The organism is Mesorhizobium sp. BH1-1-5 (assembly GCF_020165615.1).
Lineage (GTDB): Bacteria > Pseudomonadota > Alphaproteobacteria > Rhizobiales > Rhizobiaceae > Mesorhizobium.
The window spans coordinates 57225-78237 of record NZ_JAIUIM010000007.1 but is presented as its reverse complement, the minus strand read 5'-3'; the positions used below and the strand labels follow the sequence as shown (position 1 = coordinate 78237).

The 21013-nt window shown below is 64.8% G+C and carries 14 protein-coding genes and 1 pseudogene; 8 read left to right on the top strand and 7 right to left on the bottom strand.

Going from position 1 to position 21013, the window contains the following annotated elements:
* Positions 1 to 13 precede the first annotated feature (13 nt).
* Positions 14 to 1537: an MBL fold metallo-hydrolase gene (locus LB572_RS11405; RefSeq protein WP_224667787.1), complete on the bottom strand. Its 1524-nt coding sequence runs from the start codon at positions 1535 to 1537 to the stop codon at positions 14 to 16.
* Positions 1530 to 5210 (bottom strand): S8 family serine peptidase, encoded by a 3681-nt coding sequence (locus tag LB572_RS11400; RefSeq protein ID WP_224667786.1) that lies wholly within the window; start codon positions 5208 to 5210, stop codon positions 1530 to 1532. Before LB572_RS11400 ends, LB572_RS11405 begins: the two co-directional genes overlap by 8 nt.
* Positions 5211 to 5804: 594 nt before the next feature.
* Here LB572_RS11400 and LB572_RS11395 point away from each other — a divergent pair.
* A complete protein-coding gene (locus LB572_RS11395) occupies positions 5805 to 6488 on the top strand; it encodes a Crp/Fnr family transcriptional regulator (protein WP_140805869.1) in 684 nt (227 codons plus the stop codon).
* Positions 6489 to 6569: 81 nt separating this feature from the next.
* Here LB572_RS11395 and LB572_RS11390 read toward each other — a convergent pair whose 3' ends face one another.
* Together LB572_RS11390 and LB572_RS11385 are read right to left on the bottom strand one after the other, a co-directional pair.
* The gene (locus LB572_RS11390; RefSeq protein ID WP_224667785.1) at positions 6570 to 10796 is read right to left on the bottom strand and encodes a cytochrome P450; all 4227 of its coding nucleotides are present in this window, start codon (positions 10794 to 10796) and stop codon (positions 6570 to 6572) included.
* Between the two features lie 118 nt (positions 10797 to 10914).
* On the bottom strand, positions 10915 to 12696 hold the full coding sequence (locus tag LB572_RS11385) for an adenylate/guanylate cyclase domain-containing protein (RefSeq protein ID WP_224667784.1): 1782 nt from the start codon (positions 12694 to 12696) through the stop codon (positions 10915 to 10917).
* A 420-nt stretch (positions 12697 to 13116) separates the two neighbouring features.
* On the opposite strand from LB572_RS11385, the gene LB572_RS11380 reads away from it, so the two are divergent.
* The 3 genes from LB572_RS11380 (at position 13117) to LB572_RS11370 (ending at position 14775) form a co-directional block, all read left to right on the top strand.
* On the top strand, positions 13117 to 13374 hold the full coding sequence (locus tag LB572_RS11380) for a PepSY domain-containing protein (RefSeq protein WP_140805853.1): 258 nt from the start codon (positions 13117 to 13119) through the stop codon (positions 13372 to 13374).
* An 87-nt stretch (positions 13375 to 13461) separates the two neighbouring features.
* Positions 13462 to 14190, top strand: coding sequence for a lysozyme inhibitor LprI family protein (locus tag LB572_RS11375; RefSeq protein ID WP_224667783.1), 729 nt, complete (start codon positions 13462 to 13464; stop codon positions 14188 to 14190).
* A 105-nt stretch (positions 14191 to 14295) separates the two neighbouring features.
* Positions 14296 to 14775 carry a hypothetical protein gene (locus tag LB572_RS11370; RefSeq protein WP_412033555.1) on the top strand — a complete coding sequence of 160 codons (480 nt, stop codon included), beginning with the start codon at positions 14296 to 14298 and terminating at the stop codon, positions 14773 to 14775.
* 64 nt (positions 14776 to 14839) lie between these two features.
* Here LB572_RS11370 and LB572_RS11365 read toward each other — a convergent pair whose 3' ends face one another.
* Together LB572_RS11365 and LB572_RS11360 are read right to left on the bottom strand one after the other, a co-directional pair.
* A complete protein-coding gene (locus LB572_RS11365; protein ID WP_140805848.1) occupies positions 14840 to 16726 on the bottom strand; it encodes a L,D-transpeptidase family protein in 1887 nt (628 codons plus the stop codon).
* A gap of 221 nt (positions 16727 to 16947) precedes the next feature.
* Positions 16948 to 17693: pseudogene (locus tag LB572_RS11360) on the bottom strand (3-oxoacyl-ACP reductase family protein).
* 104 nt (positions 17694 to 17797) lie between these two features.
* Here LB572_RS11360 and LB572_RS11355 point away from each other — a divergent pair.
* From LB572_RS11355 to plsY, 3 genes are read left to right on the top strand one after another with little or no spacing between them, the layout of a single operon-like run.
* Positions 17798 to 18430: a TetR/AcrR family transcriptional regulator gene (locus tag LB572_RS11355; protein WP_224667782.1), complete on the top strand. Its 633-nt coding sequence runs from the start codon at positions 17798 to 17800 to the stop codon at positions 18428 to 18430.
* A gap of 45 nt (positions 18431 to 18475) precedes the next feature.
* Positions 18476 to 18877, top strand: coding sequence for a rhodanese-like domain-containing protein (locus LB572_RS11350; protein ID WP_140805842.1), 402 nt, complete (start codon positions 18476 to 18478; stop codon positions 18875 to 18877).
* 37 nt (positions 18878 to 18914) lie between these two features.
* The gene (plsY, locus tag LB572_RS11345) at positions 18915 to 19604 is read left to right on the top strand and encodes a glycerol-3-phosphate 1-O-acyltransferase PlsY (RefSeq protein ID WP_224667781.1); all 690 of its coding nucleotides are present in this window, start codon (positions 18915 to 18917) and stop codon (positions 19602 to 19604) included.
* Here the strand turns inward: plsY and LB572_RS11340 are convergent.
* The gene (locus LB572_RS11340) at positions 19601 to 20509 is read right to left on the bottom strand and encodes an alpha/beta hydrolase (protein WP_140805838.1); all 909 of its coding nucleotides are present in this window, start codon (positions 20507 to 20509) and stop codon (positions 19601 to 19603) included. The two genes, plsY and LB572_RS11340, sit on opposite strands and share 4 nt — an antisense overlap.
* A 47-nt stretch (positions 20510 to 20556) precedes the next feature.
* Between LB572_RS11340 and LB572_RS11335 the strand changes: the two genes are divergently transcribed.
* A complete protein-coding gene (locus tag LB572_RS11335; protein WP_140805836.1) occupies positions 20557 to 21009 on the top strand; it encodes a MarR family winged helix-turn-helix transcriptional regulator in 453 nt (150 codons plus the stop codon).
* Positions 21010 to 21013 lie beyond the last annotated feature (4 nt).

Here is a 21013-nt window from a genome sequence, read left to right as displayed (position 1 = left end):
CGGTGGCGAGCTTTCAAGCCAGATCCACCTCGACCCAAAGCCCGCCCGGCCCGCGTGCCGCATCGCGCGGCGCGCTGCGCACCGCCTGGATCGAACCGGATGGCGCGGCAAAGGCCGGCTTGCCGTTCTTGTCCGCCAGCCACGGATCGTCCGCTCGTATAACGCGGCCCTTGGTCTTCGTCTCGAGCGCGGTCAGGATGCCGTCATAGGGCATCTCGCCCCAATGCACTTTCATTGCGTCGACCTTGTTCGTGGGGATGAAGGCCGACAGGTCGCTGCTCGTCAGCAGATCAAAACCCTGTTTTTCCGGCGTGGCGTTCTGGCTGCCGTGATGGGCGACCTTGAGATAGACGGTGCGCGCCAGAAGATCGGTTGATGTGACGGTGCCCTGCCCCACCGGCCATTTCAGGTCCTTCCAGCTCAGCCAGTTGCCGATCTGGGCGTCACCCGGGAACAGCAACACGTGCCCTGAGTCGATGAATTCGAAGACAAGCACCAGGCTGGTGTTGTTGACGCCGCGATCGAGCTGAAGGGCAAGGTCGGCGGCGATCCCCATCCAGTCGGCGTCGATACGCCGCCAGGACTGGTCGCGGTCTTCCATCGCGGCCGCGACCGAGACCGGCCCAGAGTAATGCTTGCGGACAAAGGCGCCGATATCGACGGCCGGGTCGCTGCCCTTGTCGCCGTTCAGCGCCGCTGAGAGCGGCGTGCCGACATTGCGTTCGAACGGACTGAGCTCGTCGACGTAATCGGCATCGGCCGCCTCGTTCATCTTGAGGCCGCTCGCCAACGCCCGCGCGAACGGGCCGCCGCTGGCCAGCGGGAACATCTCGCTTGCCTTCTCCTCCAGCCGCAGCGCCGCCTTGTCGCGCGGCGGGCCGAGCACATAGACGCGAAGGTTGGGCAATGCATCGATCGACACCGGCGGCCCGCCGGGCTCGAAATAGGTCGGTGACGGTTTTTGCGAAAGCTTGGCCGCCGCGTCGCGGGCCGAGCGCACCCGCTCGCCGGCGGCGCCGAACTGGAAGCCCAGCACGGACTGCAGCCCGTCACGGACGCCGGCCATGTAAGGGCTCAGTCCCTGCATTCCGTCGAGCCTCTGGCCCACGCCCTGCAGCGCGGCGATCGCCTGGCCCTTGAACTTGTCCAGCTCCGTGGCCTCGGCGTCGGCAGGATTCTCGGTCCACGCCATCCAGACATCGGCGACGACGAAATCCTTGAAAAGGTCCTTCGCGGTCAGGAAGCCGGAGACATGGTCCCAGTGCTCGTGCGTGACGACGAGGATATCGATCTTGCCGCCGGTCTCTTTCCTGATGTCGGCGACGATGTCGCCGACCAGCGCCGGGCCGCCCGCGATCGAAACATGGATGCCGCAATCGATGAGCATGCGGAACGGCTTGCCGTCCGCCTTCTTGAAGGTAAGCAGGTGGCAATCGCCGATGCCCTGGCAGTAATGCCGCACGGTGACGCCGGTTGCCTGCGCGGCCGCGACAGCCGCTTGTGCAGGCCTTGCCCTCGCTGCCGGCTTTCTAGACATGGTCGTCGTCTCCGTCGCTGGCATGCAGCAAGGCAAAGGGCTCCGACACCTCGCCGCCGAAATAAAGCGCTCTCAGCGGCGACAGATAGTTGGCGGCCATCGTCCCGGCCTGACGTTTCTGCCGGTCCGCGCTGCCGGTGTTCTTGATGATCGAGTAGCGGATCTCCTCGGAACCCTCGCGCGGGTCGATGATGATCGTGGCGCCGCCGCGGAACCAGAAGAAGCCGTCGCCCTTGGTCATGCCTTGCGGCATCGCCGTACCGTCGAGCGCGACCGGAATGCGCTGCTGGATGACGGCCACGACCTCGACGCGGAACGAGCCGTCCGGCTCGACGCGGCGCGTCGGGCGCACGCTGTAGATGTCGAAGGTCGTTTCACCCTTCTTCGGCGCATGCATGACCGTGCCGTCCTCATTGTAGCGCGGCAGATCGGGCAGCAGGCCGAACTGCTTGTAGAGGTCCGGGGTGGAGGCGAAGGCCTTGTGCATCGCCTTCCACAGCGCATAGCGGTTCTTGTCGTTGAGCGCGAAGATCTCGGCCCGCTTCAATTTCTGGTTCCAACCGAGGTCGATCTTGCTGAGCAGCCCCTTCAACCAGGCCGGCGACGGGTCCTCCGGCGCGCTCCAGGCGAGCGTCTCTTCCGAGATGGTGCGGACGTCACGCGGCAACAGCTTCCATTTGCGGAACGATTCCAGGAAGGCCAGGCGATAGTGAAGCGGGTCGTCGGGATAGGCGTCGCGGTCGGCGGTGATCAGCGCGCGCAGATATTCGCCGAAGGTGATGTCGACGGAAGGGCAATAGTCGAGCGCGCGGATGCACATGGTCAGCATCTGCTTCGCGGTCTTGGCCACCTCGTCGGTCAGGCGCTCGATCAGGCTCGGATGCAAGGTTCCCGCCGGCAGGATGCCGGAGCCGCCGGTGGCGAGCTGGATCAGATCGTCGGTCCGCCGGTCGGCGATCGCCAGGAAGGCCTGGTAGACGGCGAAGACCAGGATCGAGCCGCGGTTATGCGCCTCGAAGGTCTTGTCGTAGTCGAGATCGGCCATGCCGGCGCCGCCATATTCGCGCAACGGCCCGGCCCTGCCGCTGCCTTCGCCGAACTGCCTGGCGATGCCCGAAAGCAGCGAGGCGGCCGACAATTCGCCCCGAGCCTTGCCGATTTCGAAGCTGACCAGTTCCTTCAGGGTGAAATGCTGGAACAGCGCGACGACGTCGGCGAAAGCCTCGTGGAAGGCCGGCACGTCCGGGTTGGACGCTTCCTGGAAGCGGCGATGCAGCCCGTCGAGCAAGGCATGCGACATCTCGTGCGCGACGATGTCGCTGGACAGGCACGAAAACACCGTCGTTCCGGGCGTGGTGACGTCGCCCTCATTGCTGGTCGCCGGGAAATAGCCGAACAGCAGCGCCTTCTTTTCGGGGCTGTAATAGGCATTCTCGGCGCGCAGCGCGTGCGGATAGATGCGCAGGCGCGGCACGTAATGCGCCTTCACCGTCATGTCGCCGGCCCGGCCGGGAGCTTCGGCATAGTGCGGCGCCCACAACGCCCGCCGGCCAAGCGCGCGCTCGAAATGGCCGATCGTGGTCATGGCGACGGCGTAGACCATCTGCTGGTGGAATTTCGGATTGCCCTCCGAAGGCGGCAGGCCGTCCTGCGCCAGAAGCACCTTGTGATTCAGGTCGACCGGGTCGTAGACACGATCGGACGCGGGATCGACATCGACCACTTCGAGATATTCGCCGATCGGACCGGGCAGCAGCGGCTTGTCCGTCGCCGGCTCGTCGTCCCACGGCACCGAAAGCGTCGCCTGGTAGACCGAAACCGAATCCAGCCGCTTGGCCACCGAGGGATCGAGCGCGTAGATGCGAAGGCGCCGTTGCGGCGGCGGCAGCGGCCGCGGCTTGCGCCTGATGGCCGGCGCCGGACCCACGACCGGCGCGGACGCGGGAGCGGTTGCGCTGGCGCCCGGCCGCCCGAGCAAACCTTCCAGAAAGGCCTTCAGCGGCTTCGACGGATTGCCCTGGTCGAGCGCCGCTTCGAGGTAGCGGTTGCGCGCCGCGGCCGAAATACTGCCCGGATCGCCATCCGGGTCGGCGATCGCCAGTTCGACTGCCGCCGTGACCTGCGCCATCTGCGTCAGTTCCAGCGCAAACATCATTCGCTGCCGAAGCGTTGCGGGCGGGGGCGCCAGCGAATTGCCGCCGGTCAAAAGGTCGAGCCAGCTCCATGTGTAGGTGGCGGGCGCGAGCTTCGTCAGGCTGGTCCCCGACGGCGGCGGGAAGTCCAGCGCGTCGAAGGCCCGCAAAACGCCCTGCCCGATCTTCTGCTTCGTCTCCGCCGCATTCATCTTGGCCGTCGATTTCAAGGCCTTGGCGAACAACGCCTTGCGCACCGCCTCGATCCGCATCCACGGTTGGGGATAATTCTTCACCACGTCCCAATGCTCGGCGAGCCACAGTGCGGCCGCGGCAGCAACCTGCGGCGTCGCGGCCGACGTGCCGCTGCCGTCCATGTCGACCACCTTGCGGCAATCGATCTCGGCCCAGGGCACGTTAGGCGTGTAGGCGCCGAGCGCCGTGGCCATCTTCGAAGGCGGCCCGTAATTGCCCTGCATGGTGCCGAGGGCGAGCCCGGCATAGGCGCGCCCGTCGCCCATCACACCGCAGGCCGCGAGCACGCGGTTGTAGCGCGCGGGATAGACGATGCTGCGTGGCGTGATGGTGAAATTGTTGCCGGCCGCCGTGACCATGACCAGGCCGTGGTCGTAGGCGAGGTTGACGGCGTCGACCAGAGCCTGCGAGGTGAGGCCGCCCATGCTCATCGACAGCACCTGCGCGCCCTGCTGGCGCGCATAGTCGATGCCCTGCACCATGGTGCCGGTGGTCAGCCGCACCACCCAGTCGGCGATGCGCACCGGCAGGATCTTCGCCAGCGGCGCGCCGCCGACGAAGTCGGTGAAGCCCGGCCAGTGCGGCGACGTGCCGTCGAGCTTGTTGCCGGCAAGCAGGCTGAGCGTGCCGGTTCCATGGCCGCGGTTGCTGGTCAGCGTGCCGGCCGGAGCGTGGTCGGTCGCGTTGTTCGGACCGGTCCCATCATCGACGAAATTGCGCTGCTGCGCTGTCAGAAGCGCGGCGGGAATGGTTTGGTGGCCCGGATCGAACCCGGTATCGAGATGGGCGATGGTGATGTTGGCCTGCTTGGCGCCCACCTTGTTGCGCGCCGCCAGGAACTGGCTGAAGTCCGGCGCGGCGTTCCAGGCGACCCTGCCCTGCACCGTCGCTTGTCCGCCGCTCGGGTCCTGGTCGTCGAAAGCGCATGTCGGGGCGGCACTTGCAGCCTGGCCGCGATCGCCGCCGCTGTCCTTGTAGTCCCATTGCTGCAGGATGTCGGGCTCGACCGCGAGCACCTCGCCGCCTGCGGTCGCCAGCGCAGGATTGCGGGCGACAAGATCGTGGACGTGGTCCCAGGGATTTTCCGTATCGGCGGCATCCGTGGCCAACCGCAACCAGGTGGCGCCGCGATCCGCGTCGGCGGCCGTGCCGGCGCTTGCTGCGTCGGCCGGCAGAGAGAGGATCGGTTCTGCTTCGATTCCGCCGATCCGAGGCGGCCCGCCTCGCACCGAGAGTCCCGCGCCGTCGCCACGAACCTTTACAAGGAGTCCCTTCGCGGCTGCCATGGCGTGCCCCTCCCCAAAGCGAACCATGACGCCGACCGTCCGCCGCAGTCAAGCCAAGGTTCCAGCCATACTTCGACTGATCTCTTTGCCGACTAGGCAATCATGCCGGTTGCAAGGCTAAGATTGATCGAGGCGTGAACCATACACTTCCAAAATGACAATCGGTCCGCCCGACGCGTATATCTGTGAGCACCTTCACATACGTCGAACAGGGCTTGCGCTCAGATGCTGCAACGGCGGCATCGACGGCCCGAGCTGACTGCGGTGTCCGAAGACTGCTTCCGGATTGCGATATGGATGCGGTTCTCGGGGAGAAAATTTCGATCACCTAGCCATTTTCAGGTTTGCTGTCTGCGCGCATGGGTACCTCCCACCCAAGCGCGCGGACGGCGTTCCAAGGATTGGCCCGCAACCGCCAGTGCGCCCGGTCTCCTTACAGTTTGCCGGCTTGTCCAATTGCGGCGTGTCGGGCGTGACGTGGAACTTCCGTCAGCCGCCTGCCGAATTCGGTCAGCCACCATAGAAGGAGACGACGCTTTGATCGAGCACGCACTTATCCTACAATTTCCGTCTAACGAGAGGCGGAATCGTATCATGGCTACAAACGGCGCGGACGACAAAAACCTGCCGCGCCTGGCGCGCATCGACCCGCGCCAGTTCGACCTGCTGTTCGGCGGCTGCAAGCTGGAGCGCTATGCCGCCGGCCAGCACTTGTTTGTCCAAGAAGACACTTCCGACCGCATCTATGGCGTGATGAACGGCACCGTCGAGATTTCGATCTATTCGCCCGGCGGGCAGAAGCTGGTGGCCAATATCGAGCTGTCGCGCAGCCTGGTCGGAGAGATCGGAGCCCTGGATGGGCGCCCGCGCACGGCGACCGCCATCTGCCTCACCGCCTGCGAGCTGGTTTCGCTGAGCCGGACACAGCTCTTTGATCGCATTGAGAAAAACCCGCCCCTCGCACGCGCGATGATCGAATTGCTATGCGCGCGACTGCGCTGGGTCAGCGGCGAGCTGGGCGACCAGGCCTTCTTCGGCATCGAGGCCCGGCTGGCAAAGCGGCTGGTGTTCCTGAGCGGCGTCATGGCCGACTCCGCCGGCTGGATTCCGATCTCCCAATCTGAGCTCGGCGAATTCCTCGGCGCGACGCGCGAATCCGTCAACAAGACGCTGAACGACTGGCGCAGCCGGCAGATGATCGCCATCAAGCGTGGCGGCCTGCGCATCACCAACGCCGCCGCGCTGAACCAGATCGCCGATTCGCAGGACGACGACTGAGCAACCGAGCTCGGCGTCTCCGCCGCAGTTTCCACCGGTTCGTCGCATCCGGGAACGACGAACAGCTTTCAGCGCACCCGGTCAGAGCCGCGAGATCAGATAGCGCAGCGCCGAGCGGCTCGGCATGAAGAAATAGCCGCCGCCCTTGGTGGTGACGAACTGCGGCACATCCTTCAGCATGGTGACCTTTTCCCAGGAAGGGATCGAGAAGCGGCCGCCGCCGCCTCGCGCACCGATCGTCGGATCCGTCTCGCCGACCAGGCCCTGGAACGAGTTCGACGAGACCCAGGTCTGCTGGATGAACTCGTATTGGCGTTCGATGTCGGCGTTGAGGCACATGAAGAGCAGGCCCTTCTCGGTCTTTCCGCCCTTGTCCTTCTTCTCATAGGTGCGGCCGACGCGCAGGATGCGGTGGCGCTTGCCGATCCTGATCTGCGTCTCGCGGTCCTCGCCGAGCGAATCGCGCGGGTTGGAACGGCGTATGTGGGAGCCGAGCGGACAGGCGTGCCCTTGCGGGTCTTCGGCGCCGAGCGTGAAATCATTGTCGACGCCGCGGCCCGGGCGCCCGTTCGGATTGCGCACCAGCGAGCTTCCATCCTGCCAGCGGCCAAGCATCTTTGCCGCCACCCAATGCGGTGTGATGGCCGCATCGCCGGTCTCGCCGGCGGCCTGAGCGGCGGCCTGCCGGCAATAATCATCGAACAATTCGACATGCTGCTCGAACTGGCGCACGACGAGGAAGGTGCCGTTGCGGCCGAAATCGCGCGGCGGAGGCGGCTGCCCCGGTATCTGGCGGTTGCGCCGCACCTGCGACAGGATGCCGGTGCGGTCCAGCGCCGCCTCCACCGAGGGCGAAGCAGGATAAAAGCCGTGCTCGTCGCGATAGCCGAACAGGAATTCGCCGGGTGCGAGCAGATGCATCGGCGCCGCCCCTTTGGCGGCGCGCGCCGTGCCGCGAACGATCGGCTGCGAGACGCCGTCGACGAAACCGAAATGCTCGACCGCCCGCTTGCCGTCGCGCCGCACCATCAGCGGCAGCTCGGCTGCCACGGACATGCCGGCGCCCGTCGTCTGCCGCTTCATGGCCGCGATCTCGGCCTTCAACATGGCCGGCGTCTCGGCGTAGCAGACGATGACGAGGTCGACCGGCTTCTTGGGTGAACCCCACTGCCATTTGTCGGGAGCATCAGGGCCGGTATCGTTGAGGATGCGGCTGCGCTCGGGCGTTCCCATGCCTTGGCGGAAAGCAACGGGAAACGTGTCCAAAGGCTGGTCGTCGACGCCGCCTTCGAGCCCCAGCCGGCGCAGGCCGTTGGGGCCGAACGCCACCGTCATGGCGCGGCCGGCGGGCACGCCATCGCCAAAACTGGTCTTGTCGATGACGAAGTCGAGCCACGCCTTGCGCTTGGCTGCCGGCAAGCCGTCCGGCACCTCGATCGCAAGCATATGCGCATGGCCGAGCGCGCCGTGAGGTCCAAAGAAGATGGACTGGATTTCCCCGGATTCCAGCTCTTCGAGCGGCGCTGTCGCCGGTTCGGCCAGGCTGGTCGCGTCCGCCGGCCGTGCTTGCGGCCGCGGCAGGGAACCGAACAGGCTCAGCCAGTCGCGCGCCTCGTTGCCGGTGGCCGAAGCGATGCCGCGCCTGATCCGGGAGTTGATGCGGATGCGCGTGGTGTTGAGATGCGGATAGGCGCTGTACCAGAACAGCGTCGGCACCTGCTGGCGCCGCGCCCAGCGTTTGAAGCGGTCGCCGTCGCGGGCGCCGTCCAGGAACAGCCAGCGCGTGCGCGGATAGCCGTCGGTGTTGCTCCACACACCCGTCAGGCCGGCCGAGGCCTTGGCAATGAAATCCTCGAGATAGCTTTCCCAGCTGCCGCCGTAGTTGGAGAAGAACACCAGCCTGTCGGTGCCAGGCAAAAGCACCCAGCGGGCGAAATGAATGGTGTTGATGGTGGCGAGGAAGCCCGGCTTGAACACTTTCTGCGCCGATATCGAGATCAGGTAGAAGGAGAGCCTGAGCGCCAGTCGCCGCAAGATGCCCGCCTTCATCGTCGAGATCGCCGTCAAGTTGTTCTGCGCGGTGTGGTCCTCATTGGCGAGGATCTTTTCGAGCGCGCCGATGTCGATCGGTGTATTCGCCGGCCGGTCCTTGTCCTCGAGCCGCCGCAACGCCAGGAAGCAAAGGCCCACGAACAGCGCGAGAATGGCCAGCAGACCGAGCACCGTAAGCAGGAGCGCTGCGCCGGCGATCGCGATGTTGGCGAAGGTGACGCCATGCGGATTGCCGAACACGAGCACATAGGTCATGCGCCAAAAGGCGAGAACGACGATCGCGACGGTGGCGAACATCTTCGGCGTCAAAAGCGTCGTCGTCAACGCGCTCGACCAGTGGCCGGGTGGTCTTTCCAGAAGGCTTTCGGCGGGTTCGAACGCCCAGCCGAATTGCCCGAGGCAGCGGACATGCCGACGCGCCTCGGCAAGCACATCCATTGCATTGCCGGCGCCCTCGCGCGGCTTTTCGGCGATCTCGCGCACGCTGTCGGCGAGCCGCGCCTCGGCAAGGATGCGGCGCACGGAATGGCCGGGCGTGCCGGAAAAAACCAGCCCCGCGGCGCTGCCGAAGGACGGCGATATCTCTATGTGGTTCCTCTTCAGGAAGTCCTCCAGCGAGTCGCCGTCCGGCAGGCCGCAGACATCCCTGAAGATCGGCCGCAACCGATGCCCGATCGATTGCGCGATGGCGGCTATGACATCGTCGGTGCTGCCGTCGCCGGAGAGCTCGAGCACCAGCGCGCCGGTCTCCATCCCCGTTTTCTCATCCTTGCCGGTCGGAACGGCGGCCAGGCTGCTGAAATGTATGGTGCCGACCTTGTCGAGCGCGGCGCGCAACTCGCCGATCGCGGGATTGCCGAGATCGGCGACCTTGCCGCGCACCGCATCGAGCGGCATGGCGCGGGTAATCGGACAGACCACCGTCACCATCGACTGGTCGGCCGTACGGCAAAGCGCCGAACGCTCGAAATCGACCTTCAAGCTTGCCGGATAGGCGCCGACATTGACCATCTTGCCGGCCCTGCCCGGTGCGCGGCCAAGCCTCGGTTTGCTGAATAGGGCGCGGATGCATTCACCGATCTGGATACGGGCGATCTCGGCGCCGATGCACAAATGGATGCCGTAGCCGAAAACCATGTAGTCGCGATGCGGACGCGACGTGTCGAACTCGTTCGGCCGCTGCACGATCTCGGGATCGAACATCGCCGAAAGCGTCGCCGGCATCACCACGGTTCCGGCCTTCACCAGGCGCTCGCGGCGCGTGCCCCTGCCGATGACCGCGTCACGCCTTGTATAGCGCCACGGCCCGATCCAGATCGGCTTGAACCGCATGGCCTCCATGATCGCCCGGTCGAGCTTGCCGGTATCGCCGGCCGCGATTGCCTCATCCACCGCCTGCCGCGCATCGGTTCGCGACAGGATCACATCCAGGCAATTGCTGCCGGCAAGCACATTGGTCGGCACGAAGCCGGCGATCATGCCGAGCATGATGGAATGGATGTCGGGCAATGACAGGCGCCCCTGGTCCATCAGCGCGACGAGGCGGGCAAGCGGCCGGTCGTCCTTGCCCGCTCTTTCCCTTGCCGCCGCGATCGAGCGGTCTATGACCTTGATCAGGCGATCGCCGCCGACCACGGCAAGCTGGCGCGTGGTGGGATTTGCCGTCGGGTCGGAAAAGAACAGCGCGCTGAGCGCGATCGACCAGTCGGCGAACTCGGTTTCGTCGTCGATCTCGAGGCCGAAATAGTCGCGGCAGATGCGCACCGGCACGATCTTCATCAATCCGGCGATGGCATCGAAGCCGGGGCTGGCGCGGGTCATGATGTCGCGCGAATGGCGCTCGGCAATCGGCCTTACAGTTGCTTCGACCTCCGCTGGCGGGAAAGCGCTCAGCACCGCCGATTTCATCTGCCGGTACGCGGCGCCGTCCTGCATGCCGAGAATGAAATTCGAGCCACGGGCGAGTTCGGCCATTTCCGGCCCATAAGGCGTCTCGAACTCGTCGCCGCGCTCCAATATGTCGCGAACGTCCGCGCCCTTGGTGACGAGCAGGAAATTGCCGAAGCCGAGATTCGGCCAGAAACGGCGCAGCAGCGCCAGCAGCCAGCGCGGATCGCCAAGAAGAAAGCCGGCGATGCGGGAAGCAATGCCGCCCTTGGAGCGCAGCCGGTCGATGTCGAACGGCGGCATTTCGGCGACTGGACGCTGGCTCTTCTGAGCGGCGCGGACGGCGGCGAAGTACTTCAAAGTGATCATCGCGTTCAAGCCCCCCGGCTGTCCACGTCAATGCAATGCCGGCATTGTCTGGCCTAGGTTTGCATCGGTCCGGCGTATGTGAATTCGTTCACAGTCATTTGTTGTCGGCCCCCGGCGATCATGCGGCTGACTTGGCCCGATCGAAATTGCCGATCAGGAAATTGTTCTTGGCCGGGTCGACGAACGGTATCCAGCGTATCCTCTGCTCGGAAAAGTCGGGGTGCCTGGTCATGAAAATGGCTAGCTCGCGGGCCGCCTCGTCGCACTGGCCACTTCTCATCAGCGCGCCTATCTTCAGGAACCTGGCGTAGAAGTAGCTTGGCGAAAGGTTGAGCGAGCGCTCGGCGGTGGCGATCGCGGCCTGCCAGTCCTCGACGAAGCAATAGGCCGCGGCCAGTTCCCCCAGATTGTGGAAGCGATAGAGGTCGAACGGGCTCAACCGCTCGGTGTCGAGGAAGAACGGTATCGCGCCGGTCGCATCGCCAAGCAGAAGGTGCGCGCTGCCCATGGCCGAGCGGGCGAAGGCGAAGCTCGGGTTGATGTGGATCGCTTCGGCAAGATGCTCGGCCGCCAATGCCGGAAGCCCGCGCATGATGTCGGCCGCGCCGAGATAGGCATGCGGGCGCGCATCGAGGCTGTCCATCAGCAGCGCCTTGCGCGCAAGCGTCTCGACTTTCTCCAGATCGTCGCTGTCGCCGAAACGCAGCCAGGCCCGCCAGAAGTACCACCATGCAAGCTCATTGAGCACGGCGCTCGAATTCGGATCGTCCCGGTAGCCCTTGTCGAAGAAGTCGAGGGCGATTTCGGTGTCGCGCCGCGTGCGCCTGTTCATGTGCCAACGGCCGCGCCTAACCAATTGCCAGGTTTCGAGGCTTTCCCACGGCACCTGGAACGTGCGCGCCTGCTCGGCGCGATCGACCTCCTTGTCGAGGATGGAAACGATCTCGCTGCCGATCTGGTCGCGCAGGCTGAAAATGTCGACGAGATCGCGGTCGAAGCGTTGCGACCAGACCAGGCGTCCGTTCGAGGTGTCGGTGAGCGACGTGTTGAGGCGGATCTGCCTGTCGGAGCGCGCCAACGTGCCGCTGACGATGTAGCGGGCGCCCAGCGCGTTGCCGATGAGCCTTGTGCCAAGGCTGTCGTCGCGAAACTGGAAACTGGATCCCTTGGCGATGACTGAAAGCCAGCGCGTGTTGGACAGGCCGTAGATGATGTCCTCGGCGATGCCGTCGGCCATGTAGCCGACATCGGGTTCGCTTCCGTTGCCCTGGAACGGCAGCACGGCGATTGCCGGCGGACCCTTGGCGATCGGCCTGTAGTGACCGGGCGCGGCGGGAATGGAAGCGAAGGAAGCCGCCGCGACGGGACTGCTGCTGCCGCGGCCGGCGATCAGCACCTGCACCGGCAGGGCGATGTTCTTCAGGCTGAACTCGCCGAGATCGGTGAAGACCGCCGCCGTCTTGTCCTTGACGTGATGCCAGGTCGTCGCCGAGATGGCGACGCCGTCATGCGGCGCGAATTCCTGAATCCGGGCTGCGATATTGACGTCGTCGCCATAGAGGCGGCCCTCACGGACGATGACGTCGCCGGTATTGATCCCGGCGCGAAACGGCATGCGCATGTCCTCGACGACGGCGGTATTCAGCGCCACGATCCGGGCCTGGAAATCGAAGGCCGCCCGCAAGGCTTCGATCGGGTTGCCGAACTCGGCCATGATGCTGTCGCCGGCATCGCCGAATGTGCGCCCGCCAAATGTGCCGCAGCTGTCGGCGATGATGTCGCGCCTTTCCTCGAAGGCGGAGACAGCCAACTCGTCGTCGATGCCCATAAGCCTCGAGAACCCTACGGCGTCGATCGAAATGATAGTCGCGAGCTGACGGGTATAATTCCGTTCAGCCATCATCGAGCCCCCAGTCCCCGCTTCCAGTCCAGAACAGGCGACCTGCGCTCAAAAGAAACGCGTCGCCGTCTGCCGATGGGTATCCCCGGCAGGTACGGCGCGCCGTTGCCACCCTGTTATGACCAGAATTCTATCAGGGTCTTGCCGAAAGCTCTACCACGAACAGCTAATATGACGAACTCTCCATCCGGCGCATGGTTAGTCGTTCGTTACGTCGGACGCCACATTCGGATTACGCTCCTGCTCTTTGAAATCAAACGATCTTTCCAGAGAGCCAGTGGAGAATTGATGACCGGCGGACTTGGATTGGCCGCACCGAGGGAGACGCTTCGGGAGGCGTTATTTTTACGCCGCGGAACCAACCCGCCCACGTGCGAGTTTCTGACCGCACCCACGCCAACGCAAGATTTGAGGGCTCTCATGCGCATTGTTGTTTTGGCAGCCGGTATCGCGGCCTTCCTTGTCGGCGGACCAGCCTTCGCGGCGGACGACCAGGCGCTGCCGCCGCAAAATGCCAAGAAACTCTCGGAGATCGTCGCCAAGGTCGAGCACCGCACCGACTTCCGCTATGTGAAGGAGGTCGATTGGGATAGCGACGGCTACACCATCACCTACTACACCACGGACAAGGCCAAGGTCCAAATCACCTACGATCCCGTGACCGGCGAACCCAAATAGGGCCCTGTTCGGTCGCCTGTCTCCCATTCCGCAGCGCTTGCGTTCGGCATAGACTTGATCGTCGAGCAGTCCGAACGGAGGACAGACATGCAGCTTCACATCTGCGCGACCGCCTTGCTTGTGGTCGCGTCGACGCTTGGGATATCGGGCCCGGCGCGCGCAGACGGCCCGTCCTTCGATTGCCGAAAGGCGCGGTTGCCCGCGGAGAAGGCGATCTGCGCCGACCCGCAAATGTCGACCATCGATGCTTTGGTCACCAAGGCCTTTGCCGGTTTTGAACCAGCCTTCGGCGGCGACAAGCGCAGGATCGCCAGGGGGCTGGTCGCCGATCGGAATGCCTGCAAGACGGACGCCGCCTGCATCGTCAGCGCGCAGAACAATGCGCTGCAGACCTACGGCAATGCGCCGCTATGGGTGCAGGACTACAACATCGCGCTCATCGGCAAGAAGGCGCTCGACCTTGCGGCGAGGACGCCGAAGCCGGCCGATCAGCCCCTGCCCGCATCGGTCGGACAATGCGGCTTTACCCATATCGAGGCGCTGACGACAAGGCTGGGCGACGACCCGCTGGCAACCGCCAGCCCGGAAGCCGGCAGCGCGGCGCGACTTACCAATGGCGGTACGGCGGTCTCCTATGACCGTGAACCGGGACTGGCGAGCTCCAAGGTCGGCGACCCGGTCGTCATGTGCCTGATCGCTATCCCGCGCGACTGTCCGAAAGACGATCTGCGCGGCAGGGTTTACTACGCCGTCGACCTCGCCGCCAAAGGCACATGGGCCTTGCCCGACTCCCAGCATCTGTGTGGTGGCGCCTAAGAGTCCTGGCGCCGCGCGGAGCCTGGCGCGACGGGCCGCCCTTGCATCGTCGCAACTTTGGTGGCTGACTGCCCGCCATGATTGCGGGCACGGGGGTGCATGGCAATGATCGGCTACGTCCTGAAGCGCATCTTGATGGTGCTTGTCGGCTATCTGGTCGCGGTGCTTGTCGGGTTGATCGCCGTGGTGGTGATCTATGCGGTATTGAGCTCGCTGCCCAACGCGCCAAGTTATTTCGGCCTTATGGAGTTCACGCCGGTCGCCGTGCTCGTGGTGCCGCCGCTCGGCATGTTCGTCTACTTCCTGACGATCATCCTGACGGGAATGCAGACGCTGGTCTTCGCCCTGATCGCCGAGTTCTTTTCGTTGCGAAGCTTTTGGCTGCACATGCTGTTCGGCGCCGCTGCGGCCGCTGCCGGCTTCATGCTGATTTGGCCCGACGCCGCCGATGATCCGGAACGCTGGGCCGACATCGGCATCATCGCCGGCGCCGGCCTGGTGGCCGGCCTGATCTATTGGCTGATCGCCGGGCGCGACGCCGGCTTCCGCCGGCCGCTCATCAAGGCACTTCCAAGAAACGCATGAAGCGGTCAACTTCGGCGGCTTCGCCGTGACTTTCCGTCAGGAATCGCTTGAAACCAGACGGCGCTCAGCTTGAGGGCGTGCGCACCGCTTCGGTCGCGTCGAGCGCCTGCATCAGCTTGGAATCGCGGTCATAGACGTCGTCGAAATACTCAACCTTGCCGGACATATCCGGCCATGCGGTGAAATAGGCGACGTAGACCGGGATGACGCGCGTGACATTCTCGGTCGAATGCCCGTGCTTCAGCTTCTCGGCGATATCGTCGACGGTAGTGCCGAGCACCGCGGCGGCCATGCCGCGCGGGTCTTGCAACCGCACGCAGCCATGGCTGAGCGCGCGCATGTCGCGCGCGAAGAATGACTTCTGCGGCGTGTCGTGCATGTAGATGGCGTGCTTGTTGGGGAAGAGGATCTTCAATTCGCCCAAGGCATTTGCCTCGCTCGGCTGTTGCCGCACGCTGAAGGGGATGTTGGCGCCATAGGCACCCCAATTGACCGCCGCCGACGGAATGCGCTTGCCGCGCGAATCCGTCACCTCATAGCCGGCGCGGTCGAGATAGCCCGGATCGCTGCGCAGCCTCGGCAGCATCTCGTTGACGATGATCGACTGCGGCACGCCCCAATAGGGGTGGAAGTCGACCTGCTTGATCTGGTTGTAGAAGAAGGCGGTCTGGTTGGTGACCCGACCGATGACCGCGCGGGTCTTCAGCTTCTCCTCGCCATTGTCGATATAGCTGGCGGTGAAGGCCGGCTGGTTGATGAAGACGCGCGGGCTGCCGAGATCGGACGGCATCCACCGCAGTTCCTCAAGCGCCACCTTGACCTTCTCGATCTTGTCCGCCTTCGAGGCGCCGGCCAGCGAAGCCACGGTGCGCGGACCGATGACGCCGTCGCCCTTCATGCCGGCACGCTGCTGCACGGCCTTGATCACCGGCACCAATTCGGGATCGTAGAGCTCGCTCTTGCCCAGCCGGGCAAGCACCTCGCCATAGTTGCCGCCCATCTCATCGTCGAGATTGCGGGAAATAAGCGTCAGCAACTTCGGCAGTTCCGGGCTGCTCTCGCCGGGCTTGAGCAAGAGCTTGGGATCGACGACGATTTCGTTTTCCTCGCTGGCCTCGAGCGCTTCCAGCTCGACGCGCAGCGCCTGGTATTCTGGATTCTGCGGGTGGCGCGATTCGAGATAGGTGCGGACCTCCTGGGTATGCGCCAGCGTCTTCAGCGCGCCTTCCAGGTCGAACGGCTTGGCCGGGAAATCGTAGTAGCCGGTCATCCGGTTGGGGTCGACGCGGCCGCTCTGGGCGTCTTGCGCATAGCGCAGCACGCGCGCCGACAGCGCCATCTCGAAGCGGACCATCTCCTTGGTCCGCTCTTCCGGCGTAGCGGACGTCGCGGTTGCCGGAACATCGACGGAATAATCCGCCGGCGCCAGGCCGTAGCTCGCAGCCTCGCCCAGGACGCGCACCGCATCCTGCGCCCGGCTGTTGGGGGCGTTGTCGCTCACCCAGATGAAATCCGGATTGGCCGAATAATAAGCAACGAGCGCCTTGGCGATGTCGGGCTCGGCGAACAGCTCGTAATCGCTCAAGCCTGCGACGGCATCGCGGAAGCTGTTGCCCGTCACCGACGGGACAAAGGCGGCATCCTGCGCGGTCGCCGGCTGCGGCGCCGGCAGCAGCGACTTGAAATCGACCCGCACGAGCTTGTCGGCCCTGTACGTGTTGTAGGTCGGGCTGCTGATCCTGACGCTGCCACCGCCCTCTCCGGCGGGCGCTGCCGGCCGCACCTTGCGCGGCTTCGGGGGCGGCGGAAATTCACCTTGCGGGTTATGCCGGATGCCGCCGCCGAACAGCATGTCGAACAGGCCTTGCGCGCTTGCCGGCTGCTGTCCGAAGGCCAGTGTCGCCGCGATGGCGATCGGCAGGACGGTTTTCTTGTTCCCGAGGATTTTCATGCTTCACCCGCACCGGTTGTAGCCGGTTCCCGTTCCGCGCCGCTGGACGGTCCCGCCCTCCGCATGGCGGATGTATGACGTGACTATACCGATTCATACCGATTTCGTTAAGCTTCCATAAATTTTCGCGGCCGTGTTGCAGAACAGTTTCACATCATTGTGAGACCCGAGGCAGCGATTTGCCCCGGGCCTCACGTGCTCGCCAAGGCGCCGAAAAACAATCAGGCGTTGGCGCCGCCGTCGATGGTCAACGAGGCTCCGTGACGAAGCGGCCTTCGGGGCTCGCCAGCCAGGCGACCATTCCAGCGATCTCCTCGGCCTCGCCGAAGCGCGGCGTCGCCATCTTCCGGCGCTGGTGCTCCGCATGCGGTCCATCGGCTGGGTTCATGTCGGTGTCGGTCGAGCCCGGATGGACGATGTTGGCGGTGATGCCACGCGGGCCGAGGTCGCGCGCAAGCGCCTTCGTCAGCCCGATCAGCGCCGCCTTGCTGGTCGAATAGGCGCTGAGCCCGGTATCCGTCACGCGCTCGGCCAGATTGCTGCCGATCGAGATGATCCTGCCGCCATCCGCCATATGCCGGGCGGCGGCCTTGGAAGCGACGAAAGGCGCTCTGAGATTGACCTCCATGCTCTCGTCGAAATCGGCGAGCGACAGGGCGTCGATCGGCGCGGCGCGCCATATGCCGGCACTGTTGACCAGGATGTCGAGCCGCCCAAACGCGTCCACCGCCTGGTCGACGGCGCTCTCGATCGCCTGGGCATCGCGCCCGTCGGCCTTGATGGCGATCACCTGCCCGCCGGCCGCCTTGATCTCGTCGGCGACAGCCTGCGCCTGCGCCTCGCCATTCACATAGGTCAGCGCGACGCTCGCGCCCTCGCGCGCCAGTCTCTTCGCGATTGCCGCGCCGATGCCGCGGCTGCCGCCGGTGACGAACGCGGCCTTGCCGTGCAGTTGGTTGGAAGACATCGAATTCTCCTTTATATAACGATCGATACATAAATACCTGCCAAGCTTGCCCGACACCGTCAAGTGAATTATGTATCGATCAACACAGAAAGCAGAAGGACGCCATGTCGGAGAGAGGCCGCCCACGCAGCTTTGATCGAGCCGCCGCCTTGCGCCGGGCGATGGAGGTTTTCTGGGCCAAGGGCTATGAGGGCGCGACGCTGAGCGAGCTGACCACGGCCATGGGCATCAATTCGCCCAGCCTCTACGCGGCCTTCGGCAGCAAGGAGGCGCTCTTCCTCGAGGCGACCGACCTCTACACGCGCAGCGAAGGCACCGATATCTGGTCGACGCTGGAGCAAGCCTCGACCGCGCGGCTGGCGATCGAGGGATTTTTGACTGAGACCGCCAAGGCCTATTCACAGATCGACCGGCCGCAAGGTTGCCTCATCGCGCTCGGAGCCTTGCATCAGGATTCGACGCAAGGGCTGATCTGCCAGGATCTGCGCCGCCGCCGCGCCGAAAATCAGACGGCTCTTGAAAGACGCCTGGGGCGGGCCGTGGCTGAAGGCGAGTTGCCTGCCGACTTCGATTGCCAGGCCGCGGCCACCTTCTTCGCCACCGTACAGCATGGCATGTCGATCCAGGCGCGCGACGGCGCAACCCATGCCGCCCTGATGGCAACCGCCTCCGGCGCCATGGCGGCGTGGACGACGATGGCCGGCGTCCGACCCCGTGACAAACGCAAGGCTTTGTGATCGAAATTCCGGCGGCCGCGACAAGCGTGACCGGGAGGGTTTGCCGTGAAGAAAGGTTATCGCCAGCTTCTCGACGAGGCGAATGCCGAGATCGAGGTTGTGTCGCCGGAGGAGGCAGCGGGGCTGCTGGAGGATGACGACACGATATTCGTCGACCTGCGCGACCCTCGCGAGGTGGAGCGCGACGGCAAGATCCCCGGCGCCAGGCATGTGACGCGCGGCATGCTGGAATTCTGGATCGATCCCGAAAGCCCGTATCACAAGCCCTTCTTCGCCAGCGGCAAGACCTTCGTCTTTTTCTGCGCCGGCGGCTGGCGCTCAGCTTTAGCCACCAAGACGGCGCAGGACATGGGCCTGACGCCGGTCAAGCACATCCTCGGCGGCTACACCGCCTGGAAGGCGGCCGGCCTGCCGGTCGAGCCCGGCCAGAAGAAAAAGGCCGACTGATCGCAGTTTTCCGCAACGCCTGGAGTCGATCGGCCCAATGGTTTTCTGGATGGCGAGCGCGGTTGGATTGGCGGTCGCCTATCTGCTCGGTTCCACGCCCACCGGCTATCTGGCCGGCAGGCTGCTGAAGAGCATCGACATACGCGAGCACGGCTCCAAATCCACCGGCGCGACGAACGTGCTCAGGACCTTGGGCAAATGGCCCGCGCTGGCGGTGCTGGTGGTCGATATCCTGAAAGGCGTGGCGGCGATCGTCTTTGTTCGCTGGTTTTATCCGTGGTTCTACGCGATATCGTCCGCCACGCCGCCGACGGCGCTTGAATTGCAGGGCTTGTTGCCTTGGGTCGTTTGTCTGGCCGGACTTGCAGTGCTGCTGGGGCACGGCCGGTCTGTCTGGCTGAATTTCACAGGTGGAAAATCCGCCGCGACGGGACTTGGCGTGTTGTTGCCGATGTCATGGCCTGTAGGCTTGGGAGCCGCGACGGCATTTGCCGTCACGCTCGCTCTTTTCCGGATCGTTTCCTTAAGCTCGATGCTGGCGGCCCTGACCGCGGTCGCGCTTGTCTGCGGCTTGGAGCAGCCCTTGGCCTATCGCTTGCTGGTGATCGCGGGCAGCCTCTATGTGATCCTGTGCCACCGCGCCAACATCCAGCGGTTGCTGGCCGGAACGGAGCCGCGCCTTGGCGACAGCGGCCCGGGGCCGAACGCAGGCCCGCGAATTTCCTAGTGCAGGGTCGTTTCGCGCTGCCCGGTCACGAAACCGACCGCGCGCGCGACGACATCCTTGTCGGCGAGGATACGCCGATGGCCGAGCCCGTCGGCCCAGTGCAGATGGACATGCTCGCCGGCGCCCGCATAGCGCTTTGCATGGTCGGAATGGACTTCGCGATCGTCCGGCGCGTGGATGATCAGCGTCGGCACCGGCGCCTCCGCAAGCTGGCGATCGCCGGTGAATTCGCTGAGCGGCCGCCCGGAAAGGTGTTTCACCCTGTCCGCCATGGCGACGCGGGAGCGCGGACCGACATTCATCATGTCGCTGAAATCGTCGAAGATCGCAGGCAGGGAGCTCGGCGCGGCAATCAGCACCAGCTTCTGCGCCTTCAGCGGCGGCATGCCCTTGACCGATGCCGCGACGGCATTGGCGGCAATCGCGCCGCCGAAGGAGTGGCCGACGACGGCGGCAAAGGGACCGAACCATTCGCCCGCAACCCGCGCCGCGTCCACGGCATTCACCATGTTGAGATGACGGCCGAGCGAATGGCCGTGCCCGGGCAGGTCGAGCGATACGACCTTGTAGCCCGCCCCGCGAAACCCTTCGATCAGGGCGCGCATGTATTCGGTGCGCGAGCGCCAGCCATGAATGACGAGCACCGTCCCACGGGGCTCCGTGCCCGACTCCGGCCGGAACTCATGCACCGCGACGCAGTCCCTCCTGCTCTTCAGCCGATGATGCCGCGCTTCGGCCATGAAGGCTGAGGCGCGTTCGACGGCCCGGCGTTCGCCGTCGCTCAAGGCCTTGACACTCGGTGTACGGCAAAACAATTCGAACGCGGCGCGGCCGCTGAGACGCGGCATGACATGCTCGGCCGCGCCAAAGACGCCGCGGATGACCTTCAATCCAAATGATGCCATATTGGCGATCCATCCATTCGTTCAAGCATGAACATAATAGTTCAAACATGAACATTAAACAAGAGCTGCCCTGGGACAATCCTCGCTTTCGCAACTGGGTTGCGGTGGCGCGCGCCTGCCATGTGCTGGAGCGCACGCTGGCGGTGAAGCTCGCCCCGCTCGACCTCAAGCCGGCGCAGCTCGACGTGCTGATGAACCTTTACCGCCACCCCGGCATGTCGCAGCACGACCTTGCCCGCAAGCTCCTGGTCGGTCGCTCCAACATCACCATGCTGTTGCCGCAGTTGGAAACCCGTGGCCTGCTGCGTCGCGAAAGCGACGAGAAGGACAAGCGGGTGCTGCGGCTCAACCTCACCGAGGCCGGCGAGGCCCTGCTGATGCAGGCGCTGAAGGTGCATATGGCGCTGATCGAAAAAGCCATGAGCCAATCGACGCCGGAGCAGTGCGACATGATCGGCGAGCAGATGCGCAAAATCTATGACGTGTTGAAGGAAGCCTGACTTT

Coding starts and splice junctions, on each gene's coding strand:
- LB572_RS11395 (WP_140805869.1), top strand. CDS start 5,805: ATGGCTACAAACGGCGCGGACGACAAAAACCTGCCGCGCCTGGCGCGC.
- LB572_RS11365 (WP_140805848.1), bottom strand. CDS start 16,726: ATGAAAATCCTCGGGAACAAGAAAACCGTCCTGCCGATCGCCATCGCG.
- LB572_RS11340 (WP_140805838.1), bottom strand. CDS start 20,509: ATGGCATCATTTGGATTGAAGGTCATCCGCGGCGTCTTTGGCGCGGCC.
- LB572_RS11405 (WP_224667787.1), bottom strand. CDS start 1,537: ATGTCTAGAAAGCCGGCAGCGAGGGCAAGGCCTGCACAAGCGGCTGTC.
- LB572_RS11400 (WP_224667786.1), bottom strand. CDS start 5,210: ATGGCAGCCGCGAAGGGACTCCTTGTAAAGGTTCGTGGCGACGGCGCG.
- LB572_RS11355 (WP_224667782.1), top strand. CDS start 17,798: ATGTCGGAGAGAGGCCGCCCACGCAGCTTTGATCGAGCCGCCGCCTTG.
- LB572_RS11380 (WP_140805853.1), top strand. CDS start 13,117: ATGCGCATTGTTGTTTTGGCAGCCGGTATCGCGGCCTTCCTTGTCGGC.
- LB572_RS11375 (WP_224667783.1), top strand. CDS start 13,462: ATGCAGCTTCACATCTGCGCGACCGCCTTGCTTGTGGTCGCGTCGACG.
- LB572_RS11385 (WP_224667784.1), bottom strand. CDS start 12,696: ATGGCTGAACGGAATTATACCCGTCAGCTCGCGACTATCATTTCGATC.
- plsY (WP_224667781.1), top strand. CDS start 18,915: ATGGTTTTCTGGATGGCGAGCGCGGTTGGATTGGCGGTCGCCTATCTG.
- LB572_RS11370 (WP_412033555.1), top strand. CDS start 14,296: ATGATCGGCTACGTCCTGAAGCGCATCTTGATGGTGCTTGTCGGCTAT.
- LB572_RS11335 (WP_140805836.1), top strand. CDS start 20,557: ATGAACATTAAACAAGAGCTGCCCTGGGACAATCCTCGCTTTCGCAAC.
- LB572_RS11390 (WP_224667785.1), bottom strand. CDS start 10,796: ATGATCACTTTGAAGTACTTCGCCGCCGTCCGCGCCGCTCAGAAGAGC.